The 17,283-nt window shown below is 60.6% G+C and carries 17 protein-coding genes; 11 read left to right on the forward strand and 6 right to left on the reverse strand.

Annotated features, from left to right (window positions below; translation table 11 throughout):
* Positions 1 to 15 precede the first annotated feature (15 nt).
* Positions 16 to 654 (forward strand): cob(I)yrinic acid a,c-diamide adenosyltransferase, encoded by a 639-nt coding sequence (cobO, locus tag OSJ75_RS01765; protein WP_267226500.1) that lies wholly within the window; start codon positions 16 to 18, stop codon positions 652 to 654.
* A 2-nt stretch (positions 655 to 656) separates the two neighbouring features.
* On the opposite strand, the gene OSJ75_RS01770 is transcribed toward cobO, so the two are convergent.
* Positions 657 to 1,451: a TSUP family transporter gene (locus OSJ75_RS01770; protein ID WP_267226502.1), complete on the reverse strand. Its 795-nt coding sequence runs from the start codon at positions 1,449 to 1,451 to the stop codon at positions 657 to 659.
* A gap of 155 nt (positions 1,452 to 1,606) precedes the next feature.
* On the opposite strand from OSJ75_RS01770, the gene OSJ75_RS01775 reads away from it, so the two are divergent.
* The 3 genes from OSJ75_RS01775 to cobM are packed head-to-tail and all read left to right on the forward strand — an operon-like array spanning position 1,607 to position 3,194.
* A complete protein-coding gene (locus OSJ75_RS01775) occupies positions 1,607 to 2,035 on the forward strand; it encodes a TerB family tellurite resistance protein (RefSeq protein WP_250013458.1) in 429 nt (142 codons plus the stop codon).
* Complete coding sequence (locus OSJ75_RS01780) at positions 2,035 to 2,427, forward strand: cobalamin biosynthesis protein (protein WP_267227024.1); 393 nt, start codon at positions 2,035 to 2,037, stop codon at positions 2,425 to 2,427. Before OSJ75_RS01775 ends, OSJ75_RS01780 begins: the two co-directional genes overlap by 1 nt.
* A gap of 11 nt (positions 2,428 to 2,438) precedes the next feature.
* Positions 2,439 to 3,194 carry a precorrin-4 C(11)-methyltransferase gene (cobM, locus tag OSJ75_RS01785; RefSeq protein ID WP_250013462.1) on the forward strand — a complete coding sequence of 252 codons (756 nt, stop codon included), beginning with the start codon at positions 2,439 to 2,441 and terminating at the stop codon, positions 3,192 to 3,194.
* Here the strand turns inward: cobM and OSJ75_RS01790 are convergent.
* The gene (locus OSJ75_RS01790) at positions 3,173 to 3,937 is read right to left on the reverse strand and encodes a cobalt-precorrin-6A reductase (RefSeq protein ID WP_267226504.1); all 765 of its coding nucleotides are present in this window, start codon (positions 3,935 to 3,937) and stop codon (positions 3,173 to 3,175) included. The genes cobM and OSJ75_RS01790 overlap by 22 nt on opposite strands.
* A complete protein-coding gene (locus tag OSJ75_RS01795; protein ID WP_250014374.1) occupies positions 3,924 to 5,039 on the reverse strand; it encodes a cobalt-precorrin-5B (C(1))-methyltransferase in 1,116 nt (371 codons plus the stop codon). Before OSJ75_RS01795 ends, OSJ75_RS01790 begins: the two co-directional genes overlap by 14 nt.
* A gap of 104 nt (positions 5,040 to 5,143) precedes the next feature.
* Here OSJ75_RS01795 and cobA point away from each other — a divergent pair, with 104 nt between their 5' ends.
* From cobA to cbiB, 4 genes are read left to right on the forward strand one after another with little or no spacing between them, the layout of a single operon-like run.
* Entirely contained in the window at positions 5,144 to 5,980 is an 837-nt protein-coding gene (gene cobA, locus OSJ75_RS01800; RefSeq protein ID WP_250013467.1) for a uroporphyrinogen-III C-methyltransferase, read from the forward strand.
* Positions 5,977 to 7,272 (forward strand): cobyrinate a,c-diamide synthase, encoded by a 1,296-nt coding sequence (locus OSJ75_RS01805; protein WP_267226509.1) that lies wholly within the window; start codon positions 5,977 to 5,979, stop codon positions 7,270 to 7,272. Before cobA ends, OSJ75_RS01805 begins: the two co-directional genes overlap by 4 nt.
* Entirely contained in the window at positions 7,273 to 8,298 is a 1,026-nt protein-coding gene (cobD, locus tag OSJ75_RS01810; protein ID WP_267226511.1) for a threonine-phosphate decarboxylase CobD, read from the forward strand.
* A 14-nt stretch (positions 8,299 to 8,312) separates the two neighbouring features.
* Complete coding sequence (cbiB, locus tag OSJ75_RS01815) at positions 8,313 to 9,293, forward strand: adenosylcobinamide-phosphate synthase CbiB (protein WP_267226513.1); 981 nt, start codon at positions 8,313 to 8,315, stop codon at positions 9,291 to 9,293.
* On the opposite strand, the gene OSJ75_RS01820 is transcribed toward cbiB, so the two are convergent.
* Genes OSJ75_RS01820 through OSJ75_RS01830 form a run of 3 tightly spaced genes read right to left on the reverse strand, consistent with a single transcriptional unit; the run spans position 9,294 to position 12,565 of the window.
* Positions 9,294 to 10,067 (reverse strand): ABC transporter permease, encoded by a 774-nt coding sequence (locus OSJ75_RS01820; protein ID WP_267227025.1) that lies wholly within the window; start codon positions 10,065 to 10,067, stop codon positions 9,294 to 9,296. It abuts the gene before it with no gap.
* 47 nt (positions 10,068 to 10,114) lie between these two features.
* Entirely contained in the window at positions 10,115 to 11,062 is a 948-nt protein-coding gene (locus OSJ75_RS01825) for an ABC transporter permease (protein ID WP_267226515.1), read from the reverse strand.
* A 24-nt stretch (positions 11,063 to 11,086) separates the two neighbouring features.
* Positions 11,087 to 12,565, reverse strand: a complete 1,479-nt coding sequence (locus OSJ75_RS01830) for an ABC transporter substrate-binding protein (RefSeq protein WP_267226517.1) — start codon at positions 12,563 to 12,565, stop codon at positions 11,087 to 11,089.
* Positions 12,566 to 12,757: 192 nt separating this feature from the next.
* Here OSJ75_RS01830 and OSJ75_RS01835 point away from each other — a divergent pair, with 192 nt between their 5' ends.
* From OSJ75_RS01835 to OSJ75_RS01845, 3 genes are read left to right on the forward strand one after another with little or no spacing between them, the layout of a single operon-like run.
* On the forward strand, positions 12,758 to 15,613 hold the full coding sequence (locus OSJ75_RS01835) for a molybdopterin oxidoreductase family protein (protein WP_267226519.1): 2,856 nt from the start codon (positions 12,758 to 12,760) through the stop codon (positions 15,611 to 15,613).
* Complete coding sequence (locus OSJ75_RS01840; RefSeq protein WP_267226521.1) at positions 15,610 to 16,377, forward strand: 4Fe-4S dicluster domain-containing protein; 768 nt, start codon at positions 15,610 to 15,612, stop codon at positions 16,375 to 16,377. Before OSJ75_RS01835 ends, OSJ75_RS01840 begins: the two co-directional genes overlap by 4 nt.
* Before the next feature lie 4 nt (positions 16,378 to 16,381).
* Entirely contained in the window at positions 16,382 to 17,281 is a 900-nt protein-coding gene (locus tag OSJ75_RS01845; protein ID WP_267226523.1) for a dimethyl sulfoxide reductase anchor subunit family protein, read from the forward strand.
* Positions 17,282 to 17,283: the final 2 nt, after the last annotated feature.

A 17,283-nucleotide genomic window follows, 5' to 3' on the forward strand; every position in this document is an offset into this window, starting at 1 on the left:
GGGAAAGACGGGTAAATGGCTGAGAAATCACAAAAACTGCAAAACATGTCGGAAGCGGAGCTCAATGAGCGTCACGCCGAGAAGATGCGCAAGAAAAAGGCGGTTCGCGACAAGATCCTGGCCACCAAGACGGACGAGAAGGGCCTGGTCATCGTCAACACCGGCAAGGGCAAGGGCAAATCGACTGCAGGGTTCGGCATCGTCTTTCGGGCGCTGGGGCATGGCATGAAGATCGGCGTCGTCCAGTTCGTCAAGGGCGCCTGGGACACGGGCGAGCGCTGGGTGCTGGAGAAATTTCCCGAGCAGGTGAAGATTTCGGCGATGGGTGAAGGGTTCACCTGGGAGACGCAGGACAGGGCGCGCGACATCGCAATGGCGCGCGAGGCCTGGGAGCAGGCGAAGACGATGATAATGGATGACGAAACCGAGATCGTGCTGTGCGACGAACTCAATATCGCCCTCCGTTACGACTATCTGCCCGTCGAAGAGATTATCGATGTGCTCCGGCAGAAGCCGCATATGAAGCACGTGATCATCACTGGCCGCAATGCCAAGGACGAACTGATCGGATTCGCCGACCTCGTGACCGAAATGGAAATGATCAAGCATCCGTTCCGGGACGGTATCAAGGCTCAGAAGGGCATCGAGTTCTGAGCCTAGCCGGCTAGCGCGGTAATCCAGATGCGCAGCGGATTGTCCGTTTCGAGCAGCAGCTTTCCCGCCAGCGCCAGGCAGACGACGATCAGCAGCGGCTTGATGATCCTGGCGCCGTTTTTCATCGCCATACCGGCCCCGACCCTTGCCCCTGCAAACTGCGCGACCCCCATGAGGATGCCGACCTTCCAATTGATGACGCCAAGCACGGCGAATGTGGCGAAACCGCCGAGATTGGAAGCAAGATTGAGCAGTTTCGTATGGGCGGTTGCCTTGAGGAGGCCATAGCCGGCGAGGGAAACGAAGCTGAGCATGAAGAAAGAGCCCGTTCCAGGGCCGAAAAGCCCGTCATAGAACCCGATGAGCGGAACGATGGCGAGACCAAAGAGAAAGGGTGTCATGCGTTGTGCCCGGTCGATATCGCCCATATTCGGCTTCACCGCGAAATAGACCGCAATTGCGACGAGCAGGATGGGCAGGAAGGCGCGCAGCACATCGCCCGGCAGAAATCCCGCCAGGAGTGCGCCGCCGACACCGCCAAGCGCAGACATGAGCGCGGAAGGCAGCTGTTTCTTCAGGTCCACATGTCCCTTCTGGGCATAGGCGATTGTCGCCGAGGCCGAGCCGAACAACGATTGCAGCTTGTTGGTGCCGAGGGATTCGACTGGCGAGAAGCCGGCGAGCAAGAGCGCAGGCACCGTCACAAGGCCGCCGCCGCCGGCAATCGAGTCGATGAAGCCTGCTGCAAATGCTGCAATTACCAGGATGAGCGGAAAATTATCGAGAAATGTAGACATTGGGCGATCCGATTTTGCGCCGGACCATAGTGGTATTTTGGCGATTGGCGAGTGGTTTCAGAGCGGCGCCGTGCAAATAAGCGGACTGTGTGTTGTTTACGCACTTGAAACGATCGGCGGCCACTGCAATCAATCGGGAAAATGACGGGGGTATGATGAGCGAGAGCATTTTTGATCGCATATTGGCATATCTGGGCACCAAGAGCGCTGTCCAGAAAGTTGCCGATGATCCTGTTTTGACGGCCGAACTTCTCTTGTTGCTTCACATCGCCCTGGCCGATGGGAAGACGGAGAAAGCCGAATACACGGCCATACTGAAGATTGCTGCATCGGATTTCGGCATATCTCCGGAGGAATTTGGAGAAGTCGCCTCCTATCTGAAGGATTTTGGTTATGAAACCACGAGCGCGCAGGCGGCGCTGGCTTTCGCCGAGGTGCCGTTCGAACGCAAGGTACTTCTTCTGCGCCATTTGCTGACGATCGCCAATGCCGATAATGATATCGACCCCAAGGAAGCGAACCTGATCCGAAAGACGGCGGAGCTGCTCGGTGTCACGCCTGAAGAACTGCACAAACCGCATTGATGAAACCCGTCTATACGCTTGGCCTTGGGTGCGAACGGGGGTGCGATCCGCTTGAACTGCGGCAGCTCGCCGAAAGGGTGCTTGCCGAAGCAGCATTGTCACCAGGGGATCTCGCCGGCGCTTTTACGATCGACCAGCGCGAACATGAGCCGGCGATCGTTGCCGTCGCCGATGGTTTGGGTATCTCCTTGTCATGCTACAGTGCGGCGCAGCTGGAAGAGCAGACGCCGAAACTGCTCAATCCGTCCGATGCCGTTTTTGCGCTTGTCGGTTGTCATGGCGTAGCCGAGGCGGCGGCATTGGCTGGTTCCGGCAGGCTAGCTCGCCTCATCATCGGCAAAACCAAGTCTGCACATGGAACGGCCGCACTCGCAACCGGGTCGAGCCTTTAACGGGACATAGAATGATCGTACATTTCATCGGTGCCGGCCCCGGCGCGACAGACCTCATCACCGTTCGTGGGCTCCGGCTCATCCAAACCTGCCCGGTATGCCTCTATGCGGGGTCACTGGTTCCGGCGGAAATGCTGGCCGAGGCACCCAAGGATGCGCGCATCGTCGACACGTCGGTGCTCACCCTGGATGAGATCGTAGCCGAATTTGAGAAGGCGCAGCGGGAAGGCAAGGACGTCGCGCGCGTTCATTCCGGCGATCCTTCCATCTATGGCGCCGTAGCGGAGCAGATGCGGCGGCTGGACGAACTCGGGATCGACTACGATGTTACCCCGGGTGTGCCGGCTTTTGCGGCCGCGGCGGCGGCGCTGAAGAAAGAGCTTACCGTTCCGGAAGTATGCCAGACGATCATCCTGACGCGCACTTCGATGAAATCTTCCGCCATGCCGGAGGGCGAGGATCTGGCAACGCTGGGCAAATCAGGGGCGACGCTTGTCATCCACCTTTCCGTCCGCAACATGCAGCGGATCAGGACAGAGCTGGCGCCACTATATGGGGAGGATTGCCCGGTCATCGTGGCCTACCGCGTCGGATGGCCCGACGAGCAGTTCCTGCATGGAACGTTGGCCGATATCGAGGACAAGATCAAGAATGCGGGCCTGAGCCGAAGCGCCATGATCTTTGTCGGGCGAGGGCTATCAGCCGACGGTTTTCGTGATTCAGCGCTCTATAACAAGGGCCACCATCACAGTTTGAGACCCGGCTGAGGCATCGCTTCGGCGACAAAGGACAAAATCGCGCCGATATCGGGGAGTGTGGCAATGGCGGGGCGCTGCGGCCGCTCGATCATGATGACGGGTATGGATTGTTCCCGCGCCGCCCTCAACTTCGCATAGGACTGGCTGCCGCCGGAATTGCGGCAGACGATATGGGAAATCCGCTTCTTTGAAAGCAGTGCGACCTCGTCGTCGAAATTGCCGGGCTTCGACAGTTCAAGTTCGAAATCCATCAGATCGAGCGGATCGTCTGGCGGATCGATCATGCGGACGATGAAATGAACGTCGTTGCGGCGCGAAAACGGTGCAAGATGCTGCCGGCCCAGTGCCAGCAAGACCCGGGCTTTCGATGGGATGGCGCGGGCCGCCGCCGAACCATCGGCCACGCTAGTCCAGATATCACCAGGCCTCGGCAACCATGCGGGCCGCTCGAGCCGCGCGAAGGGAATTCCCGTTGCCTCTGCGGCAGCTATCGCGTTGTCGGAGATCTGCGTCGCGAAGGGGTGCGTCGCGTCGATCAGGATGGCGGTGCCATTGCTGCGAATATAGTCCACCAGTCCCTGCTGTCCGCCGAAGCCACCGACGCGCGTTTCACCGGCAATGCGGATGGGATCGCTGGTGCGCCCGGCCAGCGAGGAAATGACTCGGTATCCTTGTTCCACGAGCATTTTGGCCAGGCCGCGCGCCTCCGCGGTGCCTCCGAGAACAAGGATTGGCCGCTCAGACGCGCGCAATGATCGTCCCTTTGCGATCCACGACGATGATTTCGACTTCGACTGGCGCGCCCTTCAGCGTCTGCAGTGCCGTGGCCTTTGCCTTCACGGCTATTGGCAGGGCGAGGTCGATTCCATTATCTCGCGCGGTTTCAAATACTTCCTGTGCTGTATTGGCATTTTGAATCCGCTCGATCAGCTCCGCAGGTGCGCCAAGTTCCTTTGCTTCAGCGGCAAGAAACTCCATGCTGACCTGGCTGCGGGCGGAATGCAGGTCCAGTGCGCCCTGGGCGAGTTTCGTGAGCTTGGCGAAGCCGCCGGCGATGGTGAGACGCTCGATCGGGTGGACGCGCAGATATTTGAGCAATCCACCGGCGAAATCGCCCATGTCGAGCAGTGCGATCTCAGGCAGATCATATAAGGATTGCGCTGCATCCTCCGATGTTGAACCGGTCGCGCCCAACACATGTTTCAGGCCCGCTGCGCGGCAGACGTCGATGCCACGGTGAATGGAATGAATCCAGGCGGCACAGGAGAATGGATGCACGACACCCGTCGTGCCGAGGATCGATATGCCGCCGACGATCCCCAGTCGCGGATTCCAAGTCTGTTTGGCCAGTTCTTCTCCCTCAGGCACGGAGATGGCAATCACGAGGTCCGCCGGCAGGTCGTATTGGGCACAGATTTCGTTGCAGATGTCCGTCATCATCTTGCGCGGCACCGGATTGATGGCTGCTTCGCCGGGGGCGATCGGCAGGCCCGGCAATGTCACCGTGCCTACGCCTTCGCCAGCGACAAACTGAATGCCGCTTCCGGGCGGGGCAGGAAATACCGTCGATATTATAGTTGCGCCATGGGTCACATCGGGGTCATCACCGGCATCCTTCACGATGCCAGCCATAGCGTAGCCGTCGCCGAGGGATTCGATGGCGAGCTGAAAATGCGGAACTTCGCCCTTTGGCAGGATGATCGCTACAGGATCCGGAAATTCCCCCGTGATCAGCGCCAGAAGAGCAGCCTTCGTGGCAGCCGTTGCGCAGGCGCCCGTTGTCCAGCCCCTGCGCAATGGCCGTTCATGTGTCTCATCCTGCTTGCGCAAGCCAGCATCTGCTTCATCACTCATCCGGTTCTTATAGACCAGCTTCGATCGCAGTTGCATGATTTTTGCATTATGCTCATTCATGTTCGGCGGAAATTTATGCTATGCGCCAGCAGGCGGGGTGACTTATGAGCGCGAAAGTGAAATTGCCGAAACTCGAGGCGGGTCATGTATGGCTGGTGGGCGCCGGTCCGGGCGATCCCGGGCTGTTGACGCTGCATGCGTTGAACGGCATCGAGCAGGCAGATGTGATCATTTACGACGCGCTCGTCAATGAAGACTGCCTCTCCTATGCGAACTCGGCGGCAGCGCTGGAATATGCAGGAAAGCGGGGCGGCAAGCCTTCGCCTCAGCAACGCGATATTTCGTTGCGGCTGGTCGAACTGGCGCGAGCCGGCAAGAAGGTGGTTCGCCTGAAGGGCGGCGATCCGTTCGTCTTCGGGCGGGGGGGCGAAGAGGCACTCATGCTGGTCGAACATGGCGTTCCGTTCCGCATCGTTCCGGGTATCACGGCCGGCATTGGCGGGCTGGCCTATGCGGGCATTCCCGTTACCCACCGGGAAACGAACCAGAGCGTCACCTTCCTGACGGGGCATGATGCGAGCGGCCTCGTACCCGATGCCATGGACTGGGCAAGCATAGCAAAGGGTTCTTCCGTCATCGTCATGTACATGGCCATGAAACACATAGGCACGATTGCGGCGCGGCTCATCGCAGGCGGGCGCGCAGCGTCCGATCCCGTCGCCTTCGTCTGCAATGCCACGACCAATGTGCAGCGGGTGGTGGAAACGACACTCGCGCAGGCCGAGGCGGATGTCGAGGCAGCTGGTCTTGAGCCGCCGGCGATCGTCGTGATCGGACAAGTGGTGCGACTGCGGAGCGCGCTGGACTGGCTTGGCGCGCTCGAGGGCCGGGTGCTCACGCGCGACCCTCTCGGTACGCGCAAGAAAAGAGATACCGCATGAAGGGAATACTGATTGGCGCTCCCGCATCCGGAAGCGGCAAGACGACCATCACTCTCGGGCTTTTGCGTGCATTGCAGGACGCAGGCGCCGATGTTGCGCCGGCCAAGGCCGGGCCCGACTACATAGATCCGGCATATCATGCCATCGCTGCGCGAACGAGCTGCATCAATCTCGACCCATGGGCGATGCGCCCCGACCTGATAAGCGCACTCGCTGCACGCCATACGGAAGGCGGCAAGATGCTGCTCGTCGAAGGGATGATGGGTCTATTCGATGGGGCGATCGACGGGCGAGGCTCGGGTGCGGATCTGGCGCAGCGGCTGCAGCTTCCAGTTATTTTCGTCGTCGATTGCGCGCGTCAGTCGCAATCCATCGCCGCGCTGGTCAGCGGCTTCAGGGATTTCCGGCGCAATGTGATGATTGGCGGACTGATCCTGAACAAGGTCGGCAGCGTCCGGCATGAAAGCCTGCTGAGGCGGGCACTGCAGCCGGTTGGAATACCGGTGCTCGGGGTGGTCCCGCGCGATGCGAGCCTGGCATTGCCGGAGCGTCATCTCGGCCTTGTTCAGGCGGGGGAGCATCAGGATATCGATGATTTCATCGCCCATGCCGGAGAAGTCATTGCCGGCGCGGTCGATTTGCAGAGCATTCGCCAGATCGCGGGACGGTGGGGGCCAAGCGAATCCATGGCCAATGTGCAGCGCGTCCCGCCTTTGGGACAGCGGATCGCCGTGGCGCGGGACAATGCCTTCGCCTTTTCCTATGCTCATCTCATCGATGGCTGGCGCAGGCGGGGAGCAGAGGTCAGCTATTTCTCGCCGCTGGCCGACGAAGCGCCGGCGGTCGACAGCGATGCCATCTATCTGCCGGGCGGATATCCCGAGCTTCACGCGGGGAGGCTGGCCGCAGCGCAGGTTTTTGGCGACGGGATTCGCGAGGCTGCCGCCCGCTCGATTCCCGTCTATGGGGAATGCGGTGGCTATATGGTGCTGGGGGAGTCACTTGAGGACGCGGAAGGCAATGAGCACAAGATGCTCGGTCTGCTGCCGTTGCGGACGAGCTTTGCCAAAAGAAAGCTGCATCTCGGCTATCGCCGGCTCCAGCCTCTTCCGGGTGGCCCGTTCGCCTCGCCGCTTACCGGCCATGAGTTCCACTACGCAACAATCGTCGAGGAAGGAAGCGCCCCGCGGCTGTTCCGGGTTCGCGATGCCTTGAATGAAGATCTGGGAGAAGCGGGACTGAGAAATGGCTCGGTTTCGGGTTCCTACATGCACATTATCGACTTGGCCTGAATGAAAAAGATCGAACATGGCGGCGCGCTCGACCGCGCCATGAGCCAATATGGCGGGGTCCGCAGCGACTGGCTCGACCTCTCGACGGGCATCAATCCCGAGCCGTTCCATTTACCGGATATGAGTTCCGATATATGGAACAGCTTGCCGGACGAGGGACTTTTGACCAAGGCGTTGAACGGCGCGCGAACCTATTATGGTGCAGCGCCGGCCACTGCGATCGTGGCGGCACCGGGCACGCAGGCCCTGATCCAGCTCATGCCCTGGATGAAGCCGAGCGGCGAGGTGGCCGTGGTCGGACCGACCTATCAGGAACACGAGTTTTGCTTCGCCAAGGCCGGCTGGGCAATCCGCCATTGTTCGAGTTTGAGCGAGATTCCGGTCTCTGCGGGCGCTGTTGTCATCGTCAATCCGAACAATCCCGACGGCCGAAGCGTCGATCGGGCCGATCTGTTGAAACTTGCCGAGGAAATGGCGAATCGTCAGGGTTTTCTGGTCGTCGATGAGGCTTTTGCGGACATGTACCCGGAAAACAGCCTTGCCGCCGACGCCGGCAAAAAGGGTTTGATCGTCCTCAAATCATTCGGAAAGTTCTTCGGTCTGGCCGGTTTGAGGCTTGGATTCGCCCTGACATCGCCGGAAACAGGGCTATTCCTGCGGGAAAGGCTGGGCCCTTGGGCCGTATCAGGGCCTGCGCTCGCCATTGCGGCGCATGCGTTTGCCGGCGGCGAGGCGTTGGATGCCTTTGCGTCGAGACTGCAGACGAGGCGCAAGCTGCTGAGCGAGGTGCTGGCTGCGCATGGTTTGATGGAGATCGGCGGCACGGCGCTTTTCTCGCTCGTCAGGCACGAACAGGCGCACGGGCTGCATGATTCTCTGTGCAGGCAGCGCGTTCTGACCCGAAAATTCGAGCATTTCGCGGACCGCCTTCGCTTCGGCGTGCCGCTCGATCAGAACGATGCCGACAAATTGCATCTTCGTCTTACTCTTGCTTTACGAGCGGCCCAAGCTGATTGGCCGAAGTGATGGATTGGGTGCAAATGGAAATCAATCTGCTGATACTGTTTCTTGCGCTGCTGGCCGACCGATATTTCGGCGATCCCGATTGGCTCTGGCGCACGATTCCGCACCCCGTCGTGCTATTCGGCAAGGCCATCGATTTTGTCGATCACAGGTTCAATCTGGCTGCCAATACCGACCAGCAGCGTCGGCGCGATGGTTTCTTGTCGGTGCTCGCACTCTTGCTTCTGGCAGCGCTGGTCGGTGCCGTCATTCACGCCGCACTTGCCCTCATCCCGCCCTTTGGCGGGCTGGTGGAGGCGCTTGTCGTGGCAGTATTTCTGGCACAGAAGAGCCTCGGCGATCATGTCGAGGCCGTAGCAACCGCGCTGCGCGAAGAGGGCCTGGAGGGCGCGCGGCGGGCCGTGTCCATGATCGTCGGCAGGGATACGCAAGTGCTGGATGAGGCGGCGACCAGCCGTGCCGCGATCGAAAGCCTTGCCGAAAACAGTTCGGACGGGATCATCGCGCCGGCCTTCTGGTATGCGCTGCTCGGACTTCCCGGATTGCTCGCCTACAAGATGCTGAACACGGCTGATTCGATGATCGGTCACCTGAACGACCGGCATCGCCATTTTGGACGCTTCGCCGCGAAGCTCGACGACGTGGCGAACTGGGTGCCGGCGCGGCTCACCGGGCTTCTGATCGCAGCGGCAGCCTGGCTCGTTCACGGCGGGAGCGCGGCCCGGCAATCCTTCGACGTGATGATGCGCGATGCCCGCCTGCATCGTTCGCCGAATGCCGGTTGGCCCGAAGCGGCGATGGCCGGCGCCATCGATGTGGCGCTGGCGGGACCGCGCGTCTATGGCGGGGCGGTCGCCAACGAACCCATGCTCAACGGTGCCGGCCGACGCGATGCGGGCATAGAGAATATCGAGGATGGCCTGCATATTTTCCGCGTCGCGACGGCCATATTCACGGGCGTGGTGGCGGTACTCTTCCTTGTCGGGCTGTTGTTCTGATCAGCGGGAGGAGGCCCTCGGGTCCAGCATGTCGCGCAGGCCGTCACCAAAAAGGTTGAGCCCGAGCACCGTCGCGACAATGGCGAGGCCCGGGAATATCGCCATGTGCGGCGCCACCCCGATCATCGTCTGGGCATCGAAGAGCATGCGGCCCCAGCTTGACATCGGCGGCTGGGTCCCGAGCCCGACATAGGCAAGGCTCGCTTCCGCAAGGATGCCGAGCGAGAACTGTATCGTCGCCTGCACCATGAGCAGGTGCGAGATGTTCGGGAAGACATGATCGAAGGTGATCCGGCGGTCGCTTTTCCCGGTAGAACGGGCGGCGAGGATATATTCCCGTGGCCAGATGGAAAGCGCTGCTCCCCGCGTCGCCCGGGCGAAAACCGGAACATTGAAGATACCGATGGCGATGATGGCGTTGAGCGCACCGGGGCCGAAAACCGCCGTGATCATGATCGCGGAAATGAGGGCGGGAAACGCAAATATGAGGTCATTCAGCCGCATCAGCGCGTCGTCGATCAGACCCCGCCGCTCTGCCGCCAACAGTCCGATGGGAACACCGATGCCCATGCCGATGGCAACGGCGGCAATGGCTACCGCGATCGACGTTCGACTGCCGACCATGACCATGGAAAGAATGTCGCGGCCGAAATGATCCGTGCCCATACAGTGTCGCAGCGAGGGAGGCTGCAACTTGCTGGCGATATCGATGGCGGTCGGCGGGTAGGGGGTCCAGACGAACGAGCAGAGGGCCGTCAATCCTACCACCAGCATGATGAGCAAGCCGATCTTGAAACGGGCTGGTGATTTGCGCCAACCGTTCATCGGTCTGCCCCCAGTCTTGGATCGATCAGAGCGTAGGAACAGTCCACAAGAAAATTTATCAGGATGACCGTCGCGACGAGCAGGACGACGACGCCCTCGACGACGATGAGATCCCGCTGCGTGATGGATTGGAAGACGAGCCGCCCGAGACCCGGCAAATAGAAGACGTTCTCGATGATGATCGTGCCGGCCAGCAGGAACGCGAACTGCAGCCCCAGGATCGTCACCACCGGTATGAAGGCGTTGCGGAGAGCGTGGCGGTAGAGCACCTGCGCCGGGCTCAGTCCTTTGGCGCGGGCGGTGCGAATATAGTCCTCGGCCAGGGTTTCGATCAGGCTGGAGCGCGTTATCCGGGCGAGTATCGCTGCTTGCGGCAAGGCAAGGGCAAAGGCAGGCAGCAGCAGCGATTTAAGCGCTGTCCAGGTGCCGGTTTCCCAGCCTGCAAATCCACCGGCTGGAACGAGCCGCAAGGATATGGCGAACACGTAGACGAGAAGCAGCGCCAGCCAGAAATTCGGCAGCGCTATGCCGAGCTGCGTGGCGCCCATGATGGCGGCATCTGCCGGCCGCCCGCGCCGCGAGGCCGTGAATATTCCAATGGGGATCGCGATCGCGGTAGACAGGACAAGCGACAATATCGCCAGAGGAAGCGATACGACGACGCGCTCGCGGATGAGGTCGGCGACAGGAACGGCATAGGTATAGGAACGGCCGAAATCCCCGGTAAGCATGCCGAAAAGCCAGCTGAAGTAACGCATGAACAGCGGCTGGTTCAGTCCCATCTGTTCCTGGAGAGACCGCACAGCATCTTCCGAAGCATTCATTCCCAGCATGATGCGGGCAGGATCGCCGGGGAGGATTTCAATGAGGGCGAAGATAACCGCGCTGGCCGCAAGAAGCGTCATAAGGCTTATGAACAGACGTCTGATCGCGTAGTTTGCCATCGCTGCCCAATCCGCCTGCGAGCTTCAGTCGGCCCATCTGACATTGGTCAGATCATTCGCCTGGATCGGGCCATTCTCCCAAAGCCCCTCGATACCGGCATCCCAGATACCCGTCTTGGGGAGCTGGAACAGGAAGGCCGCGGGCACATCGTCGGCGAGAACGGTCTGTGCCTTGCGGTAAAGTTCGGCACGTTGCGCCTGGTCGGAAGTCGCGGCAATGGCTTTGATCAGTTCCTTGAAGGCCTGATTGTCGTAGTTGAAATAGTAGTCGTCACGGGCGAATATATTGAGATCGTTCGGCTCCGTATGGGATACGATCGTCAGATCATAATCCTTGCCCTTGAACACCTGGTCGAGCCACTGCGCCCATTCCAGCGGGATGATCTCGGCGTCTATGCCGATGGCGGCCAATTGCGCCGCGATGATTTCGCCGCCGCGCCGCGCATAGACGGGCGGAGGCAGTTTCAGCGTCGTCTTGAATCCCTGCGGGTGACCCGCCTCCGCCAGCAATTTCTTGGCAAGTTCCGGATCATAGGCCGATTTGGCGGTCAGATCGGTATAAGCTGCATGGTGCGGCGGGAAGAACGAGCCTATCGGCATCCCAAATCCGAACATTGTTCCATCGATCAGTGCCTTGCGATCGATCGCATGCGCGATCGCCTGCCGGACTTTCAATGCGTCGAATGGAGGTTTGGCATTGTTCATGCCCAGAACCGTCTCGCCTTCGGTCGTGCCGATCACCACCTTGAAACGCGGATCGGCCTGGAATTGCGGTACCGTTTCATAGCTCGGAAACACCGGAAAAGCTTGAACATCGCCGGCAAGAAGCGCTGCCGTGGCGGCGGCAGGGTCCGGTATGATGCGGAACGTCGCCTTCTCCAGCGCCGGTTGGCTGCCCCAATAGGCGGTATTGCGCAATAGTGTGATCTGCGATCCCTTGGCCCAATTGCCGAATTTGAACGGGCCTGTGCCTACGGGTCTTTCCTTGTTTGTCGCGGCCGTTTCCGGTGCCACGATCACCGCGTCTCCCCAGCCCATATTATAGAGGAAATCGCCATCCGGTTGTTTCAGCGTGATGCGCACCGTCAGCGGATCGACGATCTCAACATTCTCGATACCTTCGAACAGTACCTTCTGCGCATTGACGGATTTCGCGTCGCGGGCGCGATCCAGCGAGAATTTCACATCTTCCCCGTCGAAAGTCGTGCCATCGTGGAAAAGCACCTTGCCATGAAGCTTGAACGTATAGACCCGGCCATCGTCGGAAATGTCCCAGCTTTCCGCCAATGCTGGTAGAACTTCGCCATTCGCGCCTATCCGTGTCAGTCCTTCGAACACATTCGCATAGACGATCTCGTCTATCGCGGCAGCAGCGCCGGCGGTGGGATCGAGATGCGGCGGCTCAAGGACGACACCGAGCACCAGATCGCTCCTGGCGGCATGGGCGCTCGCCGAACCAAGGACCAGCGTCAAGGCAAGCAGCGCAGATCTCCACAACGTCATTCTACCGTTTCTCCAGTATTCGGTGCTCGTGAATCGATATGTAGCGCGTTTCGTGCTGCGAGCACAGCAGGAGCCGGATATCGATGAATCCGGCATCAAACTTTGCGCGGGAAATGTCGTTTGCGTGTTTGTAGATTGGAATTGTTCTTATAAAACTGGTGTCACAGAGTAAAGCGAGCGGGGCAGCGCGTCATGACGTCAGAACCAGATCTGACCCTAACCGAACCGGTGGGTGACGCTATCGCCAAGACCACATGCTACATGTGCGCCTGTCGCTGCGGCATCGACGTGCATCTGAAGGACGGCAAGATCCGCTATATCGAGGGCAATCGCGACCATCCGATCAACAAGGGCGTCCTCTGCGCCAAGGGCTCGGCCGGCATCATGCAGCACTATTCGCCAGCGCGGCTGCAGGCGCCTCTGCTGCGCACCGGGCCAAGGGGGTCGGGCGAGTTCAAGACGATCAGCTGGGAGGAAGCGCTGTCGCTCGCGGTCGAATGGTTGGCGCCGATCAGGGAGACGGCGCCGCAGAAGCTGGCGTTTTTCACGGGACGCGACCAGAGCCAGGCGCTGACGAGCTTCTGGGCGCAGAATTTCGGCACGCCGAATTATGCCGCGCATGGCGGTTTCTGCTCCGTGAACATGGCGGCCGCCGGGATTTATACGATCGGCGGCGCTTTCTGGGAGTTTGGCGCGCCGGATTGGGACAAGACCAAACTCTTCGTCCTGTTCGGCGTCGCGGAAGATCATGATTCGAACCCGATAAAGATCGGCATATCCAAGCTGAAAAAGCGGGGAGCGCGCTTCGTCTCGGTCAATCCGATCCGCACCGGATATTCAGCCGTGGCGGACAATTGGATCGGCATTCGTCCCGGGACCGATGGCTTGCTCATCCTGTCGATCATCCATCAATTGTTTCTCACCGGCAGGATCGACCTCGACTATCTCCAGCGTTACACGAATGCGCCCTGGCTGGTCATCGACAATCCGGGAGGAGAGGACCACGGCCTCTTCCTGCGCGACGATCTTGGCAAGGCGCTGATACGCGACCGCGGGACGGGTGCCCTGGTCAGGTTCGATGCGTTCGGGCATTCCCCCGATCTCAACGCGGACTTCGTCCTTGCGGACGGTCGCAAGGTGCGCAGCGTATTGCGGCTGATGGCCGAGAAATATCTCGATCCCAGATATGCGCCCGAGGCTGTGGCGGAGCAGACCGGGATCGATGCGGCGACCATACGAGGGCTGGCTGCGGAGATAACCCGCGTTGCCTTTGAGGAAGAGATCATCCTGCAGCAACCCTGGACGGACATGAAAGGCGAATATCACGAGGTGATGATCGGGCGGCCGGTCAGCTTCCACGCCATGCGCGGGATTTCAGCGCATTCGAACGGATTTCAGACGGCGAGGGCGCTGCACGTCCTTCAGACCATCATCGGCTCCATCGATTGCCCTGGCGGCTATCGCTACAAGCCGCCATACCCGAAACCCGCGACGGCTCACCCTCGCCCGCACGGGAAACCGGCACATGTCCAGCCCGGCAATCCGCTGGCAGGACCGCATCTCGGCTACCCCCTTGGGCCGGAGGATCTGCTCGTAGACGATCAGGGCAAGCCACAACGCATCGACAAGGCGTTTTCCTGGGAAGCTCCGCTTTCGGCGCACGGCATGATGCACATGGTGATCGCCAATGCCTGTGCCGGTGATCCCTATCCTGTGGATGTCCTGTTCCTCTATATGGCCAACATGGCCTGGAACTCGTCGATGAACACGCGCGGCACCATCCGGATGCTCGAGGAGCGCGATGAAACGACGGGCGAGTACAAGATACCGCGAATCATCTATTGCGACGCCTATTCATCGGAAATGGTGGCCTATGCGGATCTCGTCCTGCCGGATACGACCTATCTGGAGCGCCATGACTGTATCTCATTGCTGGACAGGCCCATATCGGAACCCGACGCGGTTTGCGACGCGGTCCGCTGGCCGGTACTTCAGCCAGAGCGCGACGTTCGAGGCTTCCAGTCGGTTCTGATCGATCTCGGTGCGCGCCTCGGACTTCCGGGCTTCGTCGATCCGCAGGGGCAACCGCTCTACCGCGATTATGCGGACTACATCGTCAATCACCAGCGCAAGCCCGGTATCGGACCGCTGTCCGGCTGGCGGGGTGAGGATGGACTGGACGAGGGCAGGGGACAACCCAACCAGAGCCAGCTCGACCGCTACATCGGCAATGGCGCCTTCTGGCAGAAGCATATTCCGGCCGAGGCACTCTACTTCAAGCACCACAACGCCGCCTATCAGCAATTCGCCATCGATATGGGGTTTTTCGATACGCCGCAGCCGGTGACGATACAGCTTTATCTGGAAACCCTGCAGAAGTTCCGGCTGTCGGGCGAAGGCGTGCGCGAGCCGGTGGCGCCTGAGCCATACAGGCAGCGGCTGGTGGATTATTTCGATCCCCTGCCGGACTGGTACATGCCTCTCGAAGAGCAGCAAACCGACAATTCGGTCTTTCCCTTCCACGCGCTGACGCAAAGGCCCATGGCCATGTATCATTCCTGGGGCTCGCAGAATGCCTGGCTCAGACAGATACACACCAGAAACCCGCTTTATGTTCCGGGACCGATCTGCAACGAACTCGGCCTGAGCGACGGTGATTGGGCATGGGTCATCTCCAGCCATGGCCGGATCAAATGCGAGATCGCCCGCATGGATGCGGTAAATTCGAAGACGCTGTGGACGTGGAATGCCATCGGCAAGCGCAAAGGCGCATGGGCGCTCGAGACGAACGCGCCGGAAGCCAATAAGGGCTTCCTGCTCAACCATCTCATCCATGAATTGCTGCCGCCAAAGAGCGACGGCATGCGCTGGTCCAATTCCGACCCGATCACCGGGCAGGCCGCCTGGTATGATCTGCGCGTGCGTATCGAAAAGGCCGAGCCCGGTCTTGAACTGGTCGAGCCGTCCTTTGCGCCGGTCGGACGTCCGGCGGGCCAGGCCCGCGCGGCCAGCGAACTGCGCTATGGCCAGGAGTGGAGCAAGCAATGACCAGTCTTCCGCAGGATCGCGGTACAACCAGTCTCGGGCTGGTCATCGATCTCGACGTATGCGTCGGCTGCCACGCATGCGTCGTCAGTTGCAAGGAATGGAACACCGGCGGATATGGCAGCGCCTTGTCCGACCAGCATCCTTATGGAGACGACGTCTCGGGTACGTTCCTCAACCGCATCCACAGCTACGAGGTCGTCCCGGAAGGCGGCGAGGTGATCGGCGAGGCCGGACAGGCCCGTATCGTCCACTTTCCTAAATCATGCCTCCATTGCGAGGATGCGCCTTGCGTCACCGTCTGCCCCACCGGAGCGTCATACAAGCGCGCAAGCGACGGCATCGTTCTGGTGGACGAGAGCAAATGTATCGGTTGCGGGCTGTGCGCGTGGTCCTGTGCCTACGGCGCTCGCGAGATGGATCTGGCAGCCGGCGTCATGAAGAAATGCACGCTGTGCGTGGATCGCATCTACAATGAAGCGCTACAAGAGGAAGATCGGGTTCCGTCCTGTGTCCGTACCTGCCCGGCGAACGCTCGCCATTTCGGCGATCTTGGCGACCCGCGATCCGAAGTTTCCATCATGGTTGCCGAGCGCGGCGGCTATGACCTCATGCCTGAGCAGGGCACACGGCCAACCAACAAATATCTGCCGCCGCGACCAAGAAGATCCCTGGCCGACCAGCAACCTGCCATGCCGCTGGCGGAGAACACGGAAGGCGCTCGCGGTTTCTTCGCCTGGCTGGACAAGACGCTGGACCGGATCTGACGCAATGCATCCAGCCTATTCGATGATCATATTCACGGTACTGTCAGGCCTGGGCTATGGGCTTGCCGTCGTTCTTGGCCTTGGCGGGCTCGAGCCTTCGCTGCCATCGACTGTGCTGGCCCATATCCTGGCGCTGGTGCTCATAGCGGCGGGATTGATCGCGTCGCTCTTCCATCTCGGCAATCCGCAGCGGGCATGGCGCGCGCTCAGCCAATGGCGGTCGAGCTGGCTGTCGCGCGAAGGCGTGATGGCGCTTGGAACCTTCGTGCCTCTGACCTTGGACGCCGGGCTGTTGCTGTTCACAGGACAGTCGGAGCCCATCCTCGGCTATATCGGCGCCGCCGGCGCCATGCTCACCGTGTTCTGCACGTCGATGATCTACACGTCGCTGAAAAGCATAGACGCCTGGCACAGCGCCCTGACGCCGGCCTGCTTCCTGCTCTTGTCGCTGACGGGGGGTGTTCTGCTCGCCGCCTGTTTCGCCCCGGGCACGAGGCTGCTTGCCGGCGCGGGATTGCTGCTGCTCCTCGGCGCGATGGGCTGCAAATTGGCGTGGCGCAGGCGGATGTTGCGAAACCAGCCGCTCTCGACGCCGGAAAGCGCCACAGGGCTAGGCGATATCGGCCGGGTGCGGCTATTCGAACGTCCCCATACGCTCGACAATTATCTCACGCGGGAAATGGGCTACCGCGTCGCGAGGAAACATTCGGCGAAGCTGTGGGCCATTGCGCTTGTCTGCGCTTTTCTGCTGCCGGCGGCACTGCTGCTGCTTTCCCTGGCGCTGGGCGGCCTGCCCTTGCGTTCGGTGCTCGTCTTCGCCGTTCTGAGCCATTCTGTCGGCGTTCTGGTCGAGCGTTGGCTGTTCTTCGCGGAGGCAAGGCACGCCGTGATGAATTATTATTGAGC

The organism is Phyllobacterium sp. 0TCS1.6A (genome assembly GCF_026420825.1).
GTDB lineage: Bacteria > Pseudomonadota > Alphaproteobacteria > Rhizobiales > Rhizobiaceae > Phyllobacterium.

Coding starts and splice junctions, on each gene's coding strand:
- cobM (WP_250013462.1), top strand. CDS start 2,439: ATGATCGTACATTTCATCGGTGCCGGCCCCGGCGCGACAGACCTCATC.
- OSJ75_RS01770 (WP_267226502.1), bottom strand. CDS start 1,451: ATGTCTACATTTCTCGATAATTTTCCGCTCATCCTGGTAATTGCAGCA.
- OSJ75_RS01795 (WP_250014374.1), bottom strand. CDS start 5,039: ATGAGTGATGAAGCAGATGCTGGCTTGCGCAAGCAGGATGAGACACAT.
- cobO (WP_267226500.1), top strand. CDS start 16: ATGGCTGAGAAATCACAAAAACTGCAAAACATGTCGGAAGCGGAGCTC.
- OSJ75_RS01825 (WP_267226515.1), bottom strand. CDS start 11,062: ATGGCAAACTACGCGATCAGACGTCTGTTCATAAGCCTTATGACGCTT.
- OSJ75_RS01775 (WP_250013458.1), top strand. CDS start 1,607: ATGAGCGAGAGCATTTTTGATCGCATATTGGCATATCTGGGCACCAAG.
- OSJ75_RS01820 (WP_267227025.1), bottom strand. CDS start 10,067: ATGCTGGTGGTAGGATTGACGGCCCTCTGCTCGTTCGTCTGGACCCCC.
- cbiB (WP_267226513.1), top strand. CDS start 8,313: ATGGAAATCAATCTGCTGATACTGTTTCTTGCGCTGCTGGCCGACCGA.
- OSJ75_RS01830 (WP_267226517.1), bottom strand. CDS start 12,565: ATGACGTTGTGGAGATCTGCGCTGCTTGCCTTGACGCTGGTCCTTGGT.
- OSJ75_RS01840 (WP_267226521.1), top strand. CDS start 15,610: ATGACCAGTCTTCCGCAGGATCGCGGTACAACCAGTCTCGGGCTGGTC.
- OSJ75_RS01805 (WP_267226509.1), top strand. CDS start 5,977: ATGAAGGGAATACTGATTGGCGCTCCCGCATCCGGAAGCGGCAAGACG.
- OSJ75_RS01845 (WP_267226523.1), top strand. CDS start 16,382: ATGCATCCAGCCTATTCGATGATCATATTCACGGTACTGTCAGGCCTG.
- cobD (WP_267226511.1), top strand. CDS start 7,273: ATGAAAAAGATCGAACATGGCGGCGCGCTCGACCGCGCCATGAGCCAA.
- OSJ75_RS01780 (WP_267227024.1), top strand. CDS start 2,035: ATGAAACCCGTCTATACGCTTGGCCTTGGGTGCGAACGGGGGTGCGAT.
- OSJ75_RS01835 (WP_267226519.1), top strand. CDS start 12,758: ATGACGTCAGAACCAGATCTGACCCTAACCGAACCGGTGGGTGACGCT.
- cobA (WP_250013467.1), top strand. CDS start 5,144: ATGAGCGCGAAAGTGAAATTGCCGAAACTCGAGGCGGGTCATGTATGG.